The organism is Sneathiella sp., assembly GCF_041689005.1.
GTDB lineage: Bacteria > Pseudomonadota > Alphaproteobacteria > Sneathiellales > Sneathiellaceae > Sneathiella.
Window position 1 is genome coordinate 1 of sequence record NZ_JBDNHC010000098.1, and the last position, 16915, is coordinate 16915.

The window sequence follows — 16915 nt, forward strand, 5'->3', positions numbered from 1 at the left end:
CCGGTTAAAGGTCTTCGCTTCCAAAACAGGCGCGAACTAATGTCTGTTACCACGCAAGTCAAACTTCCCGCAGGTCGTCCGCTCGCCGCCAAACTTGGGCGGGATGATTTGTTGATGCGTTCCTTTATCCTCATCATCGCGGTGTATCTGGTAGTGACGCTGGCAATGCCGCTTTATGCCATGCTGTCAAAAGCCTTCTCGACGTTTCAGTTTGACCTCTCGCAGATTGAGCTTCAGGTAAGCGACGCGGAAGGGAATTTCAGCGGGAAGGTTCTTTCTGCTGCGGCCCTTAACGAGAAAATCCGCGCCATATCGGCGGAACAGCTCGCGACAAGTTCCGATGGCCGCCTTGAATTGACCGCCCTGTTTCCTGATTTCAGCTTCCGAAGCCCCGTTCATTACAAGGTTCGCGGGGTGACGCCGGAAACGGTATTTTTGATCGGCTCGGAACGTAAAGTTGGTACCGAATGGCATGATGTCGATTCCAATACATTTCGAAAGGTCGTGCTGCGACCGATCAAATCGCTGGGGCTCAGTAATTTCGGCACGTATTTTTCGACGCCGTCGCTGTTTATTTCAATCGAAAATTCGATTTTTATCTCGCTTGTCAGCACTATCATAACCGTCAGTCTGGCGTTCGCCTTCGCTTATGCGCTCAGTCGTAGCTGTATGAGATTCAAGGGCGCTTTTCGCCTGATCGCCATGGCTCCCATCCTCGTGCCGTCGCTGTTGCCGGGGATCGCGCTGGTGTATCTTTTCGGCAATCAGGGAATGCTCAATTCGTTGATGATGGGCGAATCTATCTACGGGCCCTACGGTATTGTTCTTGGATCGGTGTTTTTTACCTTTCCCCATGCCATGATCATTATCACCACAGCTCTCGCCATTTCCGATGCCCGGCTATACGAGGCAGCTATTTCCCTCAGGGCAAGCGCGTGGAAGACCTTCTGGACCGTAACTATTCCGGGCGCCCGCTATGGCCTGATCTCGGCGGCATTCGTTGTCTTTAATCTGGTAATTACCGATTTTGGCCTGCCCAAGGTTATTGGCGGGCAATACAACATGCTGGCGGTCGATATTTACAAACAGGTGATCGGACAGCAGAATTTTGAAATGGGGGCAGTGGTGTCCGTTGTCCTGCTCATGCCGGCGCTGGTTGCCTTTTTTGTCGATCGGCAGGTGCAGAAAAAACAGGTGGCGTTACTGTCTGCCCGGTCGGTGGTGTATGAGCCGAAACCAAATCGCCGGTTTGATCGCATCTGCTTTGCCTTTTGTGCTCTTGTTGCCTGTTTCATTGTCGGTATTCTGGCGGTCTGCCAGTTCGCGGCGCTGATCAAGTTCTGGCCTTATGACCTGACTATAAGTCTCAAGAATTATAACTTTGATCGCATGGATGGGGGGGGCTGGGAAGCTTACGGCAATTCCATTCAGCTTGGACTGTTGACCGCGTTTTTTGGAACGATCGTCGTTTTTATCGGCGCCTATATGGTTGACAAGACCCGTGGGTTCCGCACCGGGCGGACCCTGTTTCAGTTCCTGGCGATGTTGCCGATGGCGATTCCTGGCATGGTCCTTGGGCTGGCCTACATCTTTTTCTTCAATAACCCCGCCAATCCGCTGAATTTCATCTATGGAAGCATGACGATCCTGGTTATTGTCACTGTGACCCATTTCTATACGGTGTCACACCTGACGGCGGTGACCGCTCTCAAGCAGATGGATGGGGAATTTGAATCGGTTTCTGCTTCCCTCAAGCAACCCTTCTATAAGCTTTTTGCCTGCGTAACCGTGCCGGTTTGTATGCCGGCAATTCTTGATATTGCGATTTACCTGTTTGTGAACGCGATGACCACGGTGTCAGCTGTCGTTTTCCTGTATTCCACCGATACGGCGCTTGCGTCGGTGGCAGTCCTGAATATGGACGACGCCGGGGATATTGCGCCGGCCGCGGCGATGGGGATGATGATTTTCTATACCAATGCCACTGCGCGTATTATTCATCTTTTCATCTCAAAGGTGATATTGAAGCGGACGCAGGCTTGGCGACTCCGATAATAAGGCGGCACTCCGTCCGAAGGCTCTCGCGAATTTCGCTTTGATTGACTGGACAGAATAGATACTATTCCTGTTCAGAGAGGGTAGGAGCGGCAAACCTGCTCAAACCCGTGAATTTTCTTTCTTATTGCGAGACCGGGAACATTCCAGAGGTATGATCAAATTCAGGGAAAAAGACGTTCATGTATATTCCGCTGATGTCGGGAATGACGGCGGCATCGATCTTGACGGTTGCTGGCATATATTAAGCAGCACCGAAAAGGCGCAGGCGAAGCGATTTCATTTTGACCTGCATCGGCATCGCTATATCCGGGCGCATGGACAGCTTCGCCGGATACTGGCCCTTTACCTCGATACGCCGCCCGAAAATATACTGATTGAAACAGAATCCCGGGGGAAGCCGTTCGTTGCCTCGCATAATATTCACTTCAACATGTCTCATTCTGCTGACATCGCCGTGTTCGCCGTTACCGGCCGGGGAACGATCGGAATTGATGTCGAGCTATTTGATAGAAAAGTTGAGATAGATGAGCTAAGTCGTTATTATTATACGCTGACTGAGCAACAGGCGCTGGCGCTTCTGCCAGAGAAAGAACGTCGGGAAATGTTTTTCTGGCTGTGGACGGCAAAGGAAGCGCGCATGAAGGTGACGGGCGAGGGGTTGGCCCTTGATCCGCGCCTGATCGACGTTGTGATCGAAGAGGGAAGATTGAAATCCTATCGATTACCGATGGAGCCGAAAGCCAGCCTCATGGCCGTTTTTCTGGATGACTTACAAGGGGCCTGCACGGTAGCCGGCCTTTTTGCACCTGTTGTGAAGTTGAGGTCGCTGGACGGGATCTATCTTGCCTGATTGACCTCAGGAAGTGATGTCGAGGGTTGCCTTTTGCATTTCATCCCAGACTTGAAACATTTTTACGCTGGCCTTGTAGCTGTTCACGGCAACGTCCTGACTGACCAGTTCACTGGCGATGTCCACATTTGGGCTTTCCACCAGTCCGTCCGCGTTGGCAAGCAGGCTGTTGGGCGCATATGTTGTCACTGTTGAGGGAGTTCGTTCGCGCACGGTTACCGTCGGTGCGCCATTTCCATCGCTAGTCTGAATCGCCTCCACTGCCTTGTAGGAGGTTTGTTCGCTCTTGGTGCCGACGCTGTTAACGTTGACAATGTTCTGTGCGGAAACGTCGATCCTTTTCGTCGCTGCGTCCATGCCGCTGAGGGCGGAACCGAGAATAGGTAACATAACTGCCTCCAATCGCGACAAATTTAAATAAACTTTATGCGAATATATATATCTATATGAACTCTTTATAAGTGCATAAATATGAATAAATCGTTAATTTTCGTCGATCTCCCTCCGGAGAAAGTCGCGCCATTGACCGAGCAGAAATAGAAATTCCGTTTTTGTGCCGGTGGTGGGTGGGGCCGCCTCGTCAAAAAGGGACGTGACCGTATAGCGGTTATCGTTGAATTTCAGGGTATGGGCATTTCCGATGATTTCAACCGGGCCGTCCTGCGCCGCCAGCGTTTCCACGTAGCCGATCAGCGCCAGATCATTTTGAACTTCAGTCTCAAAATAACTTTCTAATAGGTTGTTTTTTGGCACTATTTTTCCGCTAATTAATCCAGTTTCGGGATCGCGGGATAGGGAAATATCAATCATGATTCAAATTTCTCAATCTGCGACATACAGCGGATAGGCCGTATTGATGGTGCCGTCTTTGGACTGATAGCCCTCGATCATAAACCCACGCCCGGAGGGTCCGCGCCATTTTGCCCCAGACGCAACAGGCTTCCTCGAAACGGCGTTCAGGATTGCGGCAATGATCTCCTGTCGTGACAGGCGGTCGGGAAATATGCTGGAAAATTTCTCCTTCCATTTAAGCTCGTTGGGATCAAAAATTCGCACGATGGCGGTATAGACGCCAACTCTGTTGGGACCGGAAAGAATCTTTTTAAGCTGAGCATGTGCGCTATCGGCGGCGGCGGGGGCGACATGCAGGCCGACTGGCTTGCCGTGCCGGTTGATTTCACCATCGAAAATGTGACTGAGGTTTATTGACGGCTCGGTATCTGGCCGTTGCGATGTGGAAATTGCGTTGCTGCTGTATCCACCTGTGACAATGTAGTATCCGGCGGTGACAATTAAAAGCGCAAGGCCAAGAAGCGCAATTGCTGAGCGAATTCTCGCGCTGCTCAGATTGCAAAATTTGTTATGTCGCCCCATTGACGAAGCTTTCAACCAGACTTTTCGCCACCAGATTCCAGCCATCAACAAGAACAAAGAAGATCAGCTTGAACGGCAGCGATATCATCACCGGCGGCAGCATCATCATCCCCATCGACATCAAGATCGAGGCGACCACCATATCAATCACGATAAAGGGCACGAATAGAAGAAACCCGATCTCGAACGCCCGCTTGAGTTCGCTGATCATAAAGGCCGGGACCAGCACCTTTAGCGGCACCTCCTCGGGGGTCGCGGTTTCCGGTGTCTGGCTTAAATCCATGAACAACAGGATATCTTTCTCGCGCGCATGCTTGAGCATGAAGATCTTAAACGGATCGGCAACACGGTCGAAGGCCTCGGTTTCGGTGATTTCATTGTTTAGCAGTGGAACGATACCGCTGTCATATGCGCTCTCGAACGTCGGGGCCATGATAAAGCCGGTCAGAAACAGGGCGAGAGAGATAATGACAACGTTCGGCGGCGTCGACTGGACGCCAATTGCACTTCGTAACAGCGAAAGGACAACAATCAGCCGGGTGAAAGACGTCGTCACGATAAGAATTGCCGGCGCCAGACTAAGGACGGTCATCAGAACGACGAGTTGGACAATCCGCCCGGTGAGCGGCCCCGCATCATCGCCAAGATCAAGAGACAGCGACTGCGCCATAACGTCTACTGGGACCATCAGGATGACGACCGTGAGGACGAGGGCGAGAATACGATATGTGCGGAAACGGCCGGGTGATGACGGTTTAGATGTTTTTATCATTCGCCTGTCACCGGATCCGCGCCTGCGGTAAAGGTCATCGAAATATTCCGCTCGACAACGAGATCACGTTCCGGCCCAAGCAGCAACAGATGCTCTCGGTCATCGCGCTTCACTAGTACGAGGCGGCGCTTGGCGTCAATGGAGATGACATCGGTGACGGAAAGACGCTTCGGGCTTCCCGGCTTGCGATCCGCCCGTGGGACCATGCCAAACTTTCGCGCGAGTAACGTCACTAATCCGATCAAGCCGAGGACAATGAGGAGGCCGACAATATATTTAAGGTACTCTATGACGTCCATTTACTTCGTAATTCCAAATTTCGAACCTCGTCTGGAGCCACAGTAACTTCCCTTGCCACGTTTGAAAACTATTCTTTGCCGCCGGCCCTTTCCAAAGGCATCATATCCTTGGCCAAAACGTCGTGGCGCAGTTGAATTTCATGGGAGAGATCATCAAGGGCGGCAAGCAATTGCGCCATCAAATGCGTGTATCTCATTCTTTGTTCCCGGGGTGAGTTCTGCACGTGGTTCTGAAGCTCGACAATACGGTCGGGCAGGGCGCCAATATCAATCATGACGCCGCTGCAGGTTTGTTCCTGATAAGCGGCAATATCCTGCTTCAGAGTGGATATACTACTGTCGATTTGTCCGCTGTTATCATTCATGGATTGTGTTTCAATCTGAAGAACGTCTACTCTGACTTCTATATAAATAAGACATGACTTCTGAAACCGCAGCCAATGCTTCCAGGGGAATAGGGCAGTCAACTTCAATTTCGGATAAAATCCCGGCCAGATCAGAATCTGTGCGCACCTTTACACCATGAGCGAACGCTAATTGCAAGATCTGTTCTGCAACTTCGCCCCGCCCGGTCGCCGTGATCCTGGATGTCGCAGGATTGCTGCCGTCATGTTCGAGGGCAACGGCTATTGTCGCTTTCGCTGTGGCGCCGGGGTTGTTTTTATCCGTTTTCATCGTATATACAAATTTGTAAAATCAGGAAATCAAAGCATAATCTCTTGTTGTTAATATTTGCTTTATGTTAACGCCGGATCGCAAATGCAAAAACTCTCAACTTCTCTCTTGCATGTCGAAGGGGGAAAGATTATGTTCCGGCTCGCTGATACTGGTGCTTTGCCATCCTTAATGATCGGCAGATTGCAAATAATCCGACAGGGGCCTTTGCTCCGCTTTGCATACTAGATTTTGACTCAAAAGGCGAAATGATAAATTGCGGCTATTCAGGATTTGAATGAGCCAGAACAATTGAACATCAATTGAACATATAAACGTTCAATACTCACGGACTCGCGATAAACGCTCGAGTTAACGAAAGGAAATAATAGATGAGTGACTTGGAAAATGCGCTGAGTGGAAAGAAAATTGCCATTCTCGTTGCTAACGGTTTTGAAGAATCCCATATGACAAGCCTCCATAAGAGCCTGGTTTTAACTGGTGCCGAGATAAAGATTGTCTCTCCCGAAAAAGGGGTGGTGAACAGCTGGCACGGCAACGGTTGGGGTCATTTCTTCCCGGCAAATGCGCATCTTGCGACCTCCATGTCCCATCATTTCGACGCGGTCGTCATTCCTGGCGGCTCCCGCCATGTCAACCGGTTGATCTCCGATCCGCAGACTGCTCGGTTCATGCGCGGGTTTATGGAAGACAATAAGCCGGTGGCACTGGATGATGAAGCGCCCAAGATCCTCGCTGAGGCAAATTTACTTAACAACCGGACGGTCATTGCCAACGACGATGACAAGGATGTTGTTGAGGGCTCCGGTGCGACCGTCCTTGACAGCGACTTGCACGTTGATGACATGCTGGTGACGGGTACTGTTGAAAGTGATGCCTTTATGGAAAAATTCGCTGGATGCATTTTGAATTATGAGCCGGAAGCCTGGGAAGCCGCATAAAATCTGCGGCATCTAAGTCTGACTGGAAACGCCTCCTTCACCGGAGGCGTTTTTTATTGCCGAAAAGCAAGCAGGAGAAATTTACCGTCTATTAACGATTAATGGCTAGTTTAGCCTCAGGTAAAAACCGCAAGGCGGAAGTGATCGTTTTATGGATTTAAATAATATCCCCCTGTTCGCGGCGCTGACGGAGCGCATGAAATGGCTGACGCAACGACAGAAAGTCCTGTCGGAGAACGTCGCCAATGCCAACACACCCAACTATCGGCCCCGTGATCTCAAGCCCCTTGAATTCAAGGAAATGATTGAGGGACCAGAGGAAAAGGCGGTTCACGTCAACCGAACGAATTTGCATCATATTCGAGTTGCCGAAATTTCCCCGTATGAAGCCCAGAGAAGTGGAAACGGCAATGCCCTTACGCCGACGGGGAACGGGGTGCAGATTGAAGAAGAAATGATGAAGGTTGCTGAAACGCAAATCCAGTATGAATTGACGACATCGCTTTACAAGAAAAACCTGGGGATGTTGAAAATGGCCCTGGGTCGCCGCTAGACGGTTTGTGAAAGGACAGATACGCTATGGATTTACTCAAAACAATGGCCATCTCGGCCTCTGGCATGGATGCGCAGGGAAAGCGCATGCGCGTGATTTCTGAAAATCTTGCAAACAAGGACAGTATTGGAAGAACGCCTAATGACGATCCATATCGTAGAAAAACCATCTCTTTCAAGAATGTGCTGGACCGGGAAGACAACGTGACGAAGGTAAAGGTTGGACGCATCGGTGTCGACAGATCAGAATTTGAACTAAAATTCAATCCGAGTCATCCGGCGGCAAATGCCGATGGCTATGTCAAGGTGCCGAATGTCAACGCTCTTGTCGAGATCATGGATATGAAGGAAACACAGCGTTCCTACCAGGCGAACCTCGGGGTGATCGAGGCGTCCAAGAAAATGATTATGCGCACCCTATCTATATTACAGCAGTAGGGCAAACGGAGGCTAACTAATGGTCGAGACGAACGCCCTGGCGGCGACACAGGCTTACTCGAAAGCCCTGACTCATGGAATTGACATTAAAGGTGGTGGTACCGACGGTGTTGACAAGGCCGGGGCAGGCGCAAGTTTTGCACAAATTCTGGCGGAAGCGGGGAATGATGCCATCAAGAGCGGCGTCGCCTCCGAGCAGGTCAGCATGGAAGCGGTAACCGGAAATGCGGGACTTGCGGACATTGTAACCGCCGTTAGTAATGCCGAAGCGACCCTAGAAACCGTCGTTGCAGTACGTGATCGTGTAATTCAGGCTTATCAAGACATCATTAAAATGCCAATCTAGGCTGTAAGAAGAATTACAGCATAAGGATTTCGCATAATGAGCCCAACCGATGTCGTTGACGTGGTGCGAGAAGCGATTTGGGTCCTGCTGGCAGTTGCCGCGCCGGTTATGTTGGTTGCCCTGGGCGTCGGACTGGTCGTCGCCCTTGTTCAGGCGCTGACGCAAGTGCAGGAAATGACGCTGGCCTTCGTACCCAAGATTCTGGCTATATTCCTGTCGCTGATTATTTTCATGCCGTTTATGATCTCTAACATGATCGGCCTGATGGAAAATATCGCGCAACGAATCTCCGGATTGTGAACGGTAGCGCCGGATAGATGCTGGACCAGTACGTTAATTTCAATATATTTGCATTCCTGCTGGTGTTTACGCGGCTTGGCACCGCCTTTATGGTTGTTCCCGGATTTGGTGAAGCCTTCGTTCCGCCGCGTGTAAGATTATCCGTGGCCCTTGGTGTTAGTTTTCTGGTGGTGCAGTTTGTTGCCGATAAATTGCCCCCCGAACCTGCGACGCCGATTGAGCTTCTACTCCTGCTCGGTGGTGAAATCCTGATTGGGTTGATCATCGGAGGTATCCTGCGCACCGTGCTGAGCAGCCTGCATGTCGCTGGGACCATTATTGCCCAGCAATCAGGCCTCGCGGCCGCCCAATTCTTCGATCCGACCCAGATGACACAGGGTGCCATCACCAGCACCTTTCTCTCGTTAATGGGCCTGACGATGATATTCGTGACCGATCTTCATCACCTGTTCATTGAGGGGACATTCGCCAGTTACACGATTTTCCCGGCCGGGCACGTGCCGGATTTCGGCAATATTAGTATGCTGGTGACAGATTTTATCCAGATGGCCTTCCAGCTCGGATTTCAAATCGCTGCCCCTTTTCTGGTGTTTGGACTGACATTTTATATCGGAATTGGACTGATCAACCGGCTCATGCCGCAGGTGCAGATATTCTTTGTCGCCATGCCTCTGCAGATTGCCCTGTCTTTTGTCATTCTTTCGATTACCATCGGCGCCGGAATGATGTGGTTTCTCAATTCTTATGAGGACGCGTTAATCCGCTTTTTGGGGGCATAGGCAACGATGGCCGACGATACAGACGACTCACAAAAAACCGAGGAACCAACGGCTAAAAAGCTTGAGGATGCCTTCAAAAAGGGACAGGTGCCAAAATCCCAGGAGGTTGGTCACTGGTTCATGACGATGGGGATTGCCCTTGTTATCATGATTTTCGTTGCCGGGCTGGGGAAGGGTCTGACCCTTGATCTTCTGAAGTTTATTGAACAGCCGCACGCCATCCCGACGGACCGGGCCCATCTTGGGATTATTTTCGGGGGCCTGGGTTGGGAGGTTATCGGGGTGGTGGCGCCGGCGTTGGGGACGTTGATGGCGGCGGGGTTGCTCGGCAACCTTATTCAGCATCGGCCGGTATTTTCGGCGGAACGCATAAAGCCGAAACTTGACAAGCTCTCCCTCCTGAAAGGTATGAAGCGATTATTCTCGCTTAAATCCCTTATGGAGTTCCTGAAAGGAATTTTAAAGCTTTTTCTCGTTGGGAGCGTGGCTTTCATGTTCGTCGTCCCGAAAATGGATGAACTTCCCGTTATTGTCTCTTACGATATCTTGCATGTTCTGCGTCTTATCCAGGATCAGGCGCTGTCGCTTCTCGCCGGGGTAGTGGCGGTAATGACCGTCATTGCCGGCCTCGATTTCATGTATCAGCGCTTCAATCACTATAAAGAACTGCGCATGACCAAGCAGGAAATTCGGGATGAGCACAAGCAGACCGAAGGCGATCCGATGATCCGGGCTCGTCTGCGGGCAATCCGCATGGAACGCTCGCGCCAGCGGATGATGCAGTCGGTGCCGACGGCGGACGTAATCATAACCAACCCGACGCATTTCGCGGTAGCCCTGAAATATGACTCAAAAGATGAGCGGGCTCCCGTGGTTGTTGCCAAGGGACAAGACAATATTGCAATGAAAATTCGGGAAATCGCGACAGAAAATAAGATCCCGATCGTCGAAAATCCACCCCTCGCGCGTGCCCTGCACAAGGCCTGTAATCTGGATGACGAAATACCCTATGAACATTTTAAGGCGGTCGCCGAAATTATTGGATATGTTATGCGTCTCAACAAAATGAAGTCAAACTCGCGGATGGTACCTCACAGTGCGACATAGGCAGCGGCGAAATAGAAAATTCTTTATGGGTGTGGATGCCCGGCAATTGGCAGCCGCTTTTTTTCTGGTGGCGGCCCTTATTGTTATTTCGGCATTATTGGGCCGGGAACTTGGCCTGCTCAATATCATAATCCTGAGCGCCATGGTTATAGCCGCCATGGGCCTTGGGCTATGGTACCTCATTTTTCATGGATTGCGCCAGGCCGCCAGTGGCAACCTCGACTTGCTATCGGATATTGCCTCGACAAGCCCGGAGGGGCGCTTGTTGACAACCAAGGACGGTAAATACATATTCGCTAACACCGCCTACAGGCAATTGCTCGGCTTGTCACCCAAGGAACCTGGACAGACACTCCGGGATATGTTGGCGGACGACCCGGAAGGGTGCATGAAAATTGATGAATTGCTGAAGTCGGCAGTATATGACGGCTCGTCGGGATTGCGGGTTGATATCCAGACAGGGACTGGACGCTGGCTCTCGATCCTTGCGCATTCAATCGATGTTACTCCCGATAATATCATCTGGTATGTCACGGAGACTACGCGCCAGCATCGCCAGGAGGAAGACGAGCGCATTGAGCGGCAGAAACTGTCGGAATATTTTAATAACGTTCCGGTCGGGTTTTACTTCCTCGATCACAAGGGCCGTATCCAGTTTGCCAACCGCATGTTTTGTGAGTGGCTTGGATATTCCCAGGAAGAACTGTCGGATGGGCAACTTGCATTTTCCGAATTAATCTTCAAGAAAAACGAAGATCAACTTGATCTGATGGAGATATTTACCGAGAGCGACCCACTGTTTGAGGGGGAGACGAACCTTCGCCGTCGTGACGGCACTCCTCTGCCGGTTTATATTACGCAAACGATTGTCCGCGACGAGAGCGGGGAGATTGTCGGTTCGCGCTCGGTGGTGCGGGAGCTGTCGCAAGAGCAGGAATGGCGCGAAAGGGTCGCGAGTGCGGAGCGGCATTTCCGCCCGTTTTTCGAGGCAGCCCCCATCGGTATTGTCCTGCTTGATGCACAAGGTATTGTTGTCGAGGCCAATCCGGCCTTCCGCGCCCTGACGGAAACGGTTGTTAATACCGCCGTTGGCAGCCATGTCACGGAGCTGGTGCAGGCGGAGGACCGTGAACAGTTACAGCATCGACTGATTGAAGCGTCCGCGCGTGAGATGGCCGCCTTGCCGATTGAGGTCAAGTTGAAGGGCGGCGCGGAGCGGGCGGCGAATTTCTATATCAGTACCATCGCTGGCGAGGACCTGGAGACAGGGCGGCTGCTTGTCCATGTGATCGATACCTCTATCCAGCGAAACCTGGAGGTGCAGTTTGCCCAGAGTCAGAAAATGCAGGCCGTCGGTCAGTTGGCGGGCGGCATTGCCCATGACTTCAATAATCTGCTGACCGCGATGATTGGCTTTTGCGATCTTCTGCTGCTTCGCCATCAGGTCGGCGATCCATCCTATTCAGATATTAACCAGATTAAACAGAACGCCAACCGCGCGGCGGGACTGGTCCGCCAGTTGCTGGCTTTCTCCCGACAGCAGACTTTACGCCCGGAAATAACCGATCTGACCGATGTGCTTGCCGAACTCTCAAACCTGCTTCGTCGATTGATTGGGGAGGCGATTCAGCTCAAAATCACCCACGCCCGGGATCTCTGGCTGGTGAAGGTCGACCGCGGGCAATTTGAACAGGTTATCATCAATCTGGCAGTAAACGCGCGCGATGCGATGTCCGGGGATGGCCTTCTGACGTTCGAGACGGAAAATCTGGTGATCACCGAAAGGGGCACGGATTTTGATGAGCTTATCCCGGTGGGGGAATATATCCTGGTCAAGGTGTCCGATACCGGCACCGGTATTGCCGATAATGTGATTGAGAAGATCTTCGACCCCTTCTTTACGACCAAAAATGTGGGGGAGGGAACCGGGCTCGGCCTGAGTACAGTCTATGGCATTATCAAGCAGACGGGCGGTTTTATTTTTGCTGTGAATAACGACGACAAGGGGACAACATTCAATATCTTTCTGCCCCGTTATGTGGAGATTGCGGAGATTGGCGACAAGGAAGTGTTGGCCCCGGCACAAAGTCATCGGGACTTGACGGGCAAGGGAACGATCCTTCTGGTCGAGGACGAGGATCCGGTCAGGCTCTTTGCCGCCCGTGCGTTGGAGAACAAGGGGTATAACGTTCTTCAGGCCGATTGCGGCGAAACCGCCCTCAGCATTGCAAATGAGCATGACGGGAAAATTGATTTGCTGATCACGGATGTGGTCATGCCGGCAATGGATGGCCCGACACTGGTCAAGCATGTGCTGGCCGAAACCCCGGACATGAAGGTGATTTTTATCTCAGGCTATGCGGAAGATGCCTTCCGCAAGGACCTCGATTTCGACGTCAGCAAGATTGATTTCCTTCCCAAGCCCTTCTCCCTGAAAGAGATAGCAACAAAGGTCAAGGAAGTCCTGATGCGCGAAGACGCGTAAAATTTCGATAGTGCTTTCCTGATGTTGATTTGGCAGGCGCCGACGGTAAACCAGACCCTGGCAAAACTGAAATTGTACTGGCGTTTATTGTACTTGAATTCGATGTATAATGTCGGATGACCCGGCAAAGGACATTCAGTTTTGGGTAAAAATCTGACTAGCTGCCCATGAATATCCTCGGGAAATCAGCTCGTCAACGAATTTCTCATGACGACAACCGGGAAAATTATTCGGGCTGATCTCAGACGTTTTGCTTCCTGGGCTGATGGGAGTGATGAACTGCAAGAGGATTATCGTGAGACAATCAGGTCCCGGCTTTCGGCGGTTGTGAAGTATGATTCACAATGCTCGATGAAGGCATTAACCGTACGCCTTTTGATGCTTTGTTCGAGATAGGCGACAACAAGCCTGGATTTCCGGAGATTCTCACGCAGCGGTTTGCAAATGATTTTGGAACCGCTGTGCGTATCTTCAGTCGGAGGGCGCGATTGAAGCAATGCTAGACCGAGGCCAATGCCGACCATGCTTCGGACCATTTCATAGTTACCTGATTTATATGCGAAATCCGGATGAAAACCGGATGCTTCAAAGAGCGACGTATAGTACTGTCTTGAACTCGGCAGGTCCAAAAGTATCATAGGATGGCCTATCAGATCGGATAATGAAACATCCGGTTGTTCCGCAAGTGGATGGTTGCGCGGCATGATCACGTGAGGGGGAACTACCGCCAGTGTCTTGGTTTTCAGCCCGGCGCTTATATCCGCCTCATCATATGATATCCCGACGTCGACTTCTCCGCGATGAATACTATCGAAAATATGCCGGACGTTTCCTTCAATGATATTGGCGTGAACGGCAGTATGTTCTGACACGAAGCGTTTCAAAATAGGAGCAAGAACAATAGGAGCAATAGCATTGAAACAGCCGACATGGAGATCGCCGGAAATATTTTCACGGATTCCCGCAACGTCACTTTCAAAATTGTCAATCTGATCCAGAATGCCCTGGATCCGAATAAGTATTTCCCGGCCCTTGCTGGTAAGCGAGATTCCTTTCGATCTTTGTCGGTTTAGCAATTTCAGACCAAGTTCATATTCGAGACTATCGACAGCAAGGCTTACCGCCGATTGAGAGATATTTAGCTGGTTTGCAGCCTTGGTCAAGCTTTTGAAATGTGCGGCTGCCGCGAAGTAGCGCATTAATCTCAATGACAGGTTCATTAATCCATTTCCTTATTTTATATAAAAAACTCATGAATATAATAATACTAATATATTTTTCAAATAAAGTACAGAGTGGCAATATTTGGATGCTTCGGTCCTAAACGTAAAAAAATTTACAACGGATCGAAGTGTCAGGGACTGGGAGCTCGAATCAAGAAAATCAGACCTGGCCTAGGAAAATCGAAACATAGGAGGTTTTATGTTTTTCAAATCGAAGCCCTTGATGTTAGCTGGAATGGTTTTGGGAGCAATTGCGACACAGACTGCAATGCCAGCTTACGCAGAAAATGTATTGAGATATACGAATGTTGGCGATGCGCCAACGCTCGATCCGCATGCGCTAAATACGTTGGTTACCCTAATGGCTGATATCCAGATGTATGATGCCTTGGTGATGCGTAATCCGGATATGATTAAAATCCCCGGACTGGCCACAAGCTGGAAGAATATCGATCCGAATACTTGGGAATTCAAACTCCGCGAGGGGGTGGCCTTTCATAACGGAAATCCGTTTAACGCCGATGACGTCGTATTCTCAATCAAAAGAGCTCAGGCTGAAACCAGTCAGATGAAGGGCTATGTGAACACGATCAAGGACGTCAAAAAGATCGACGATTATACGGTGCAGTTCATTACGGAAAAGCCGAACCCAATTCTTTTGGACCAGTTGGTGAATATCTTCATGATGGATGAGGAATGGTCCAAAGAACATGAAGTTGAGACTCCCCAAAACTTTAGTGGAAAACAGGAGACATATGCCGTTCGTCACGAGAACGGCACGGGTGCGTTTAAGCTGGAGAGCCGGGACCCTGACGTAAAAACCGTTCTGGTTCGAAACGAGAACTGGTGGGGAAACAAGTCTTACAAGCATAATATTGACAAGGTCATCTGGACGCCGATTGCCAATGACGCAACCCGTGTCGCCGCCTTACTGTCCGGCGAGGTGGATCTGTTGACCGATCCCCCGCTCCAGGATCTGAACCGGATTTTGTCCGATGATAAGCTGAAGGTTGAAAAAACATCGCAAATCCGGACAATTTTCTTCGGCTTTGATGTCAAATCCGATGAGTTGCGACATTCAAGCGTGAAGGGAAAAAATCCTTTCAAGGATGTGAGGGTACGCGAGGCGTTCTACCATGCCATCGATATCAACGCGATAAAGCGGGCTGTGATGCGCGGCATGGCAATTCCTGCCGGAATGATTATCGAACCGCCGATTAACGGATATAAGGCTGAATGGGATAAAAACCGTCTGCCGTATGATCCGGAAAAGGCTAAGGCTCTGCTGGCGGAGGCCGGTTATCCGGACGGATTTTCAGTGCAGCTGGATTGCCCGAACAACCGGTACCAAAATGACGAATCCATTTGTCAGGCGGCCGTCGGCATGTTGGCGAAGGTCGGCATCGATGTGCGGTTAAATGCGCAGCCGAAAACCCAATTTTTCCCGTTAATCACCGGCAGGGGAACTGACTTTTTCTTGCTCGGGTGGGGTATTCCGACAATGGATTCAGGATTCATTTTCGATTACTTGCTGCATTCGGAAGGTTCGTGGAATGCCTCCGGATACGGAACACCAGAACTGGATGCGAAAATTGAGGCAATCCGGGGAATTGTTGACGTTGACCAGCGGAACAAGATGATCGATGAGATCTGGACCCAGGTTCAGAAAGATATGCCCTATCTGCCGTTGCACCATCAGATGATTTTCTGGGCCATGTCCAAGAAACTCGATATCCCGATCGAGCCAAACGACATGCCTCGGTTCTACTGGGCGACAATGAACTAGGAAACCCTAAGTCGCAGGCCTGGTTTTCTTTCTGGCCAGGCCTGCGCACTTCTTTCTCTTCAGGGAAAATCGCATGATTAACTTTATTCTGAAACGGGTAATACAATCCACGATCGTCATGCTCGTTGTCGCTCTTATAAGTTTCTTTTTGTTTAACTTCGTCGGTGATCCGATTAGCAATATGGTTGGGCAGGAGACAACAGTTCAGGACATGAATGCATTGCGTGAACGGTTAGGCCTCAATGATCCCTTTATTACCCAGTTTGGCCGTTTTTTACTTGACGCCCTAAATGGCAATTTTGGTATCTCGTATAGATTGCAAAGACCGGTAGATGAACTAATTTCAGAACGAATGCCAGCTACTTTGGAACTGGTGTTCGTTTCGGCCATCATTGCAATGGTTCTTGGAGTAGCAGGTGGGCTTTTTACTGGCCTCAAAAAAGATCATTGGCTGAGCAAAATTATCCTCACGACGTCTTTGGTGGGTGTATCCCTTCCAACATTCCTTATCGGAATATTGTTAATTTATATATTCGCTGTGAAGTTTCACTGGCTGCCGTCATTCGGCAGAGGAGACGTAGTAGATATTCCAGGGGGATGGTCTACAGGGTTACTGACCGTTAGCGGATGGGAAGCCATTATTCTTCCGTCCATCACACTTGCGCTTTACCAAACAACGCTGATTTTAAGGATCATCCGATCTGAGATGCTTGAAGTTATGCGGACTGATTTTATCAAATTTGCCCGCGCCCGGGGGTTGAAGGGGCGCGACATAAACTACGGTCATGCTCTTAAAAATACGCTTATTCCCGTCATTACGGTTGCGGGTCTTCAGATTGGCTCGCTTATCGCATTCTCAATCATTACTGAAACGGTTTTCCAGTGGCCCGGAATGGGGAGTTTGTTTATCCAGGCAGTTCAATTTGCAGA

At 50.4% G+C, this 16915-nt stretch carries 20 protein-coding genes; 12 read left to right on the plus strand and 8 right to left on the minus strand.

Annotation, left to right across the window (positions count from 1 at the left end):
* Positions 1-39 precede the first annotated feature (39 nt).
* Positions 40-2055 carry a putative 2-aminoethylphosphonate ABC transporter permease subunit gene (locus tag ACESNI_RS11475; protein ID WP_373086823.1) on the plus strand — a complete coding sequence of 672 codons (2016 nt, stop codon included), beginning with the start codon at positions 40-42 and terminating at the stop codon, positions 2053-2055.
* A 154-nt stretch (positions 2056-2209) separates the two neighbouring features.
* A complete protein-coding gene (locus ACESNI_RS11480) occupies positions 2210-2908 on the plus strand; it encodes a 4'-phosphopantetheinyl transferase superfamily protein (protein ID WP_373086799.1) in 699 nt (232 codons plus the stop codon).
* Between the two features lie 6 nt (positions 2909-2914).
* Here ACESNI_RS11480 and ACESNI_RS11485 read toward each other — a convergent pair whose 3' ends face one another.
* From ACESNI_RS11485 to ACESNI_RS11515, 7 genes are all read right to left on the minus strand, one after another.
* Positions 2915-3298, minus strand: coding sequence for a flagellar basal body rod C-terminal domain-containing protein (locus ACESNI_RS11485; protein ID WP_373086801.1), 384 nt, complete (start codon positions 3296-3298; stop codon positions 2915-2917).
* A 93-nt stretch (positions 3299-3391) separates the two neighbouring features.
* Positions 3392-3661, minus strand: coding sequence for a hypothetical protein (locus ACESNI_RS11490; RefSeq protein ID WP_373086802.1), 270 nt, complete (start codon positions 3659-3661; stop codon positions 3392-3394).
* Positions 3662-3730: 69 nt separating this feature from the next.
* Positions 3731-4282 carry an EndoU domain-containing protein gene (locus ACESNI_RS11495; RefSeq protein ID WP_373086803.1) on the minus strand — a complete coding sequence of 184 codons (552 nt, stop codon included), beginning with the start codon at positions 4280-4282 and terminating at the stop codon, positions 3731-3733.
* The gene (gene fliP / locus ACESNI_RS11500; protein WP_373086804.1) at positions 4269-5054 is read right to left on the minus strand and encodes a flagellar type III secretion system pore protein FliP; all 786 of its coding nucleotides are present in this window, start codon (positions 5052-5054) and stop codon (positions 4269-4271) included. Before fliP ends, ACESNI_RS11495 begins: the two co-directional genes overlap by 14 nt.
* Positions 5051-5353 carry a flagellar assembly protein FliO gene (locus ACESNI_RS11505; RefSeq protein ID WP_373086806.1) on the minus strand — a complete coding sequence of 101 codons (303 nt, stop codon included), beginning with the start codon at positions 5351-5353 and terminating at the stop codon, positions 5051-5053. Before ACESNI_RS11505 ends, fliP begins: the two co-directional genes overlap by 4 nt.
* A 68-nt stretch (positions 5354-5421) precedes the next feature.
* Positions 5422-5718 (minus strand): hypothetical protein, encoded by a 297-nt coding sequence (locus tag ACESNI_RS11510; protein ID WP_373086807.1) that lies wholly within the window; start codon positions 5716-5718, stop codon positions 5422-5424.
* 10 nt (positions 5719-5728) lie between these two features.
* The gene (locus tag ACESNI_RS11515; RefSeq protein WP_373086808.1) at positions 5729-6028 is read right to left on the minus strand and encodes an EscU/YscU/HrcU family type III secretion system export apparatus switch protein; all 300 of its coding nucleotides are present in this window, start codon (positions 6026-6028) and stop codon (positions 5729-5731) included.
* A gap of 371 nt (positions 6029-6399) precedes the next feature.
* Here ACESNI_RS11515 and ACESNI_RS11520 point away from each other — a divergent pair, with 371 nt between their 5' ends.
* The 8 genes from ACESNI_RS11520 to ACESNI_RS11555 all read left to right on the plus strand — a co-directional run bounded on the left by ACESNI_RS11520 (position 6400) and on the right by ACESNI_RS11555 (position 12976).
* On the plus strand, positions 6400-6969 hold the full coding sequence (locus tag ACESNI_RS11520) for a DJ-1/PfpI family protein (protein WP_373086809.1): 570 nt from the start codon (positions 6400-6402) through the stop codon (positions 6967-6969).
* A 151-nt stretch (positions 6970-7120) separates the two neighbouring features.
* A complete protein-coding gene (flgB, locus tag ACESNI_RS11525; protein WP_373086810.1) occupies positions 7121-7522 on the plus strand; it encodes a flagellar basal body rod protein FlgB in 402 nt (133 codons plus the stop codon).
* A 26-nt stretch (positions 7523-7548) separates the two neighbouring features.
* Entirely contained in the window at positions 7549-7959 is a 411-nt protein-coding gene (flgC, locus tag ACESNI_RS11530) for a flagellar basal body rod protein FlgC (RefSeq protein WP_373086811.1), read from the plus strand.
* Between the two features lie 19 nt (positions 7960-7978).
* Complete coding sequence (locus ACESNI_RS11535) at positions 7979-8305, plus strand: flagellar hook-basal body complex protein FliE (protein ID WP_373086812.1); 327 nt, start codon at positions 7979-7981, stop codon at positions 8303-8305.
* A 36-nt stretch (positions 8306-8341) separates the two neighbouring features.
* Positions 8342-8605, plus strand: a complete 264-nt coding sequence (fliQ, locus tag ACESNI_RS11540) for a flagellar biosynthesis protein FliQ (protein ID WP_373086813.1) — start codon at positions 8342-8344, stop codon at positions 8603-8605.
* 17 nt (positions 8606-8622) lie between these two features.
* Positions 8623-9384, plus strand: coding sequence for a flagellar biosynthetic protein FliR (gene fliR, locus ACESNI_RS11545; protein WP_373086814.1), 762 nt, complete (start codon positions 8623-8625; stop codon positions 9382-9384).
* Positions 9385-9390: 6 nt separating this feature from the next.
* Positions 9391-10491 (plus strand): flagellar biosynthesis protein FlhB, encoded by a 1101-nt coding sequence (gene flhB, locus ACESNI_RS11550; protein ID WP_373086815.1) that lies wholly within the window; start codon positions 9391-9393, stop codon positions 10489-10491.
* A 25-nt stretch (positions 10492-10516) separates the two neighbouring features.
* Positions 10517-12976 carry a PAS domain S-box protein gene (locus ACESNI_RS11555; RefSeq protein WP_373086816.1) on the plus strand — a complete coding sequence of 820 codons (2460 nt, stop codon included), beginning with the start codon at positions 10517-10519 and terminating at the stop codon, positions 12974-12976.
* 290 nt (positions 12977-13266) lie between these two features.
* On the opposite strand, the gene ACESNI_RS11560 is transcribed toward ACESNI_RS11555, so the two are convergent.
* Positions 13267-14196: a LysR family transcriptional regulator gene (locus ACESNI_RS11560; protein WP_373086818.1), complete on the minus strand. Its 930-nt coding sequence runs from the start codon at positions 14194-14196 to the stop codon at positions 13267-13269.
* Between the two features lie 202 nt (positions 14197-14398).
* Between ACESNI_RS11560 and ACESNI_RS11565 the strand changes: the two genes are divergently transcribed.
* Together ACESNI_RS11565 and ACESNI_RS11570 are read left to right on the plus strand one after the other, a co-directional pair.
* Positions 14399-15985, plus strand: coding sequence for an ABC transporter substrate-binding protein (locus tag ACESNI_RS11565; protein ID WP_373086819.1), 1587 nt, complete (start codon positions 14399-14401; stop codon positions 15983-15985).
* A gap of 73 nt (positions 15986-16058) precedes the next feature.
* On the plus strand, positions 16059-16915 hold an 857-nt coding region (locus tag ACESNI_RS11570), incomplete at its 3' end, for an ABC transporter permease (protein ID WP_373086821.1).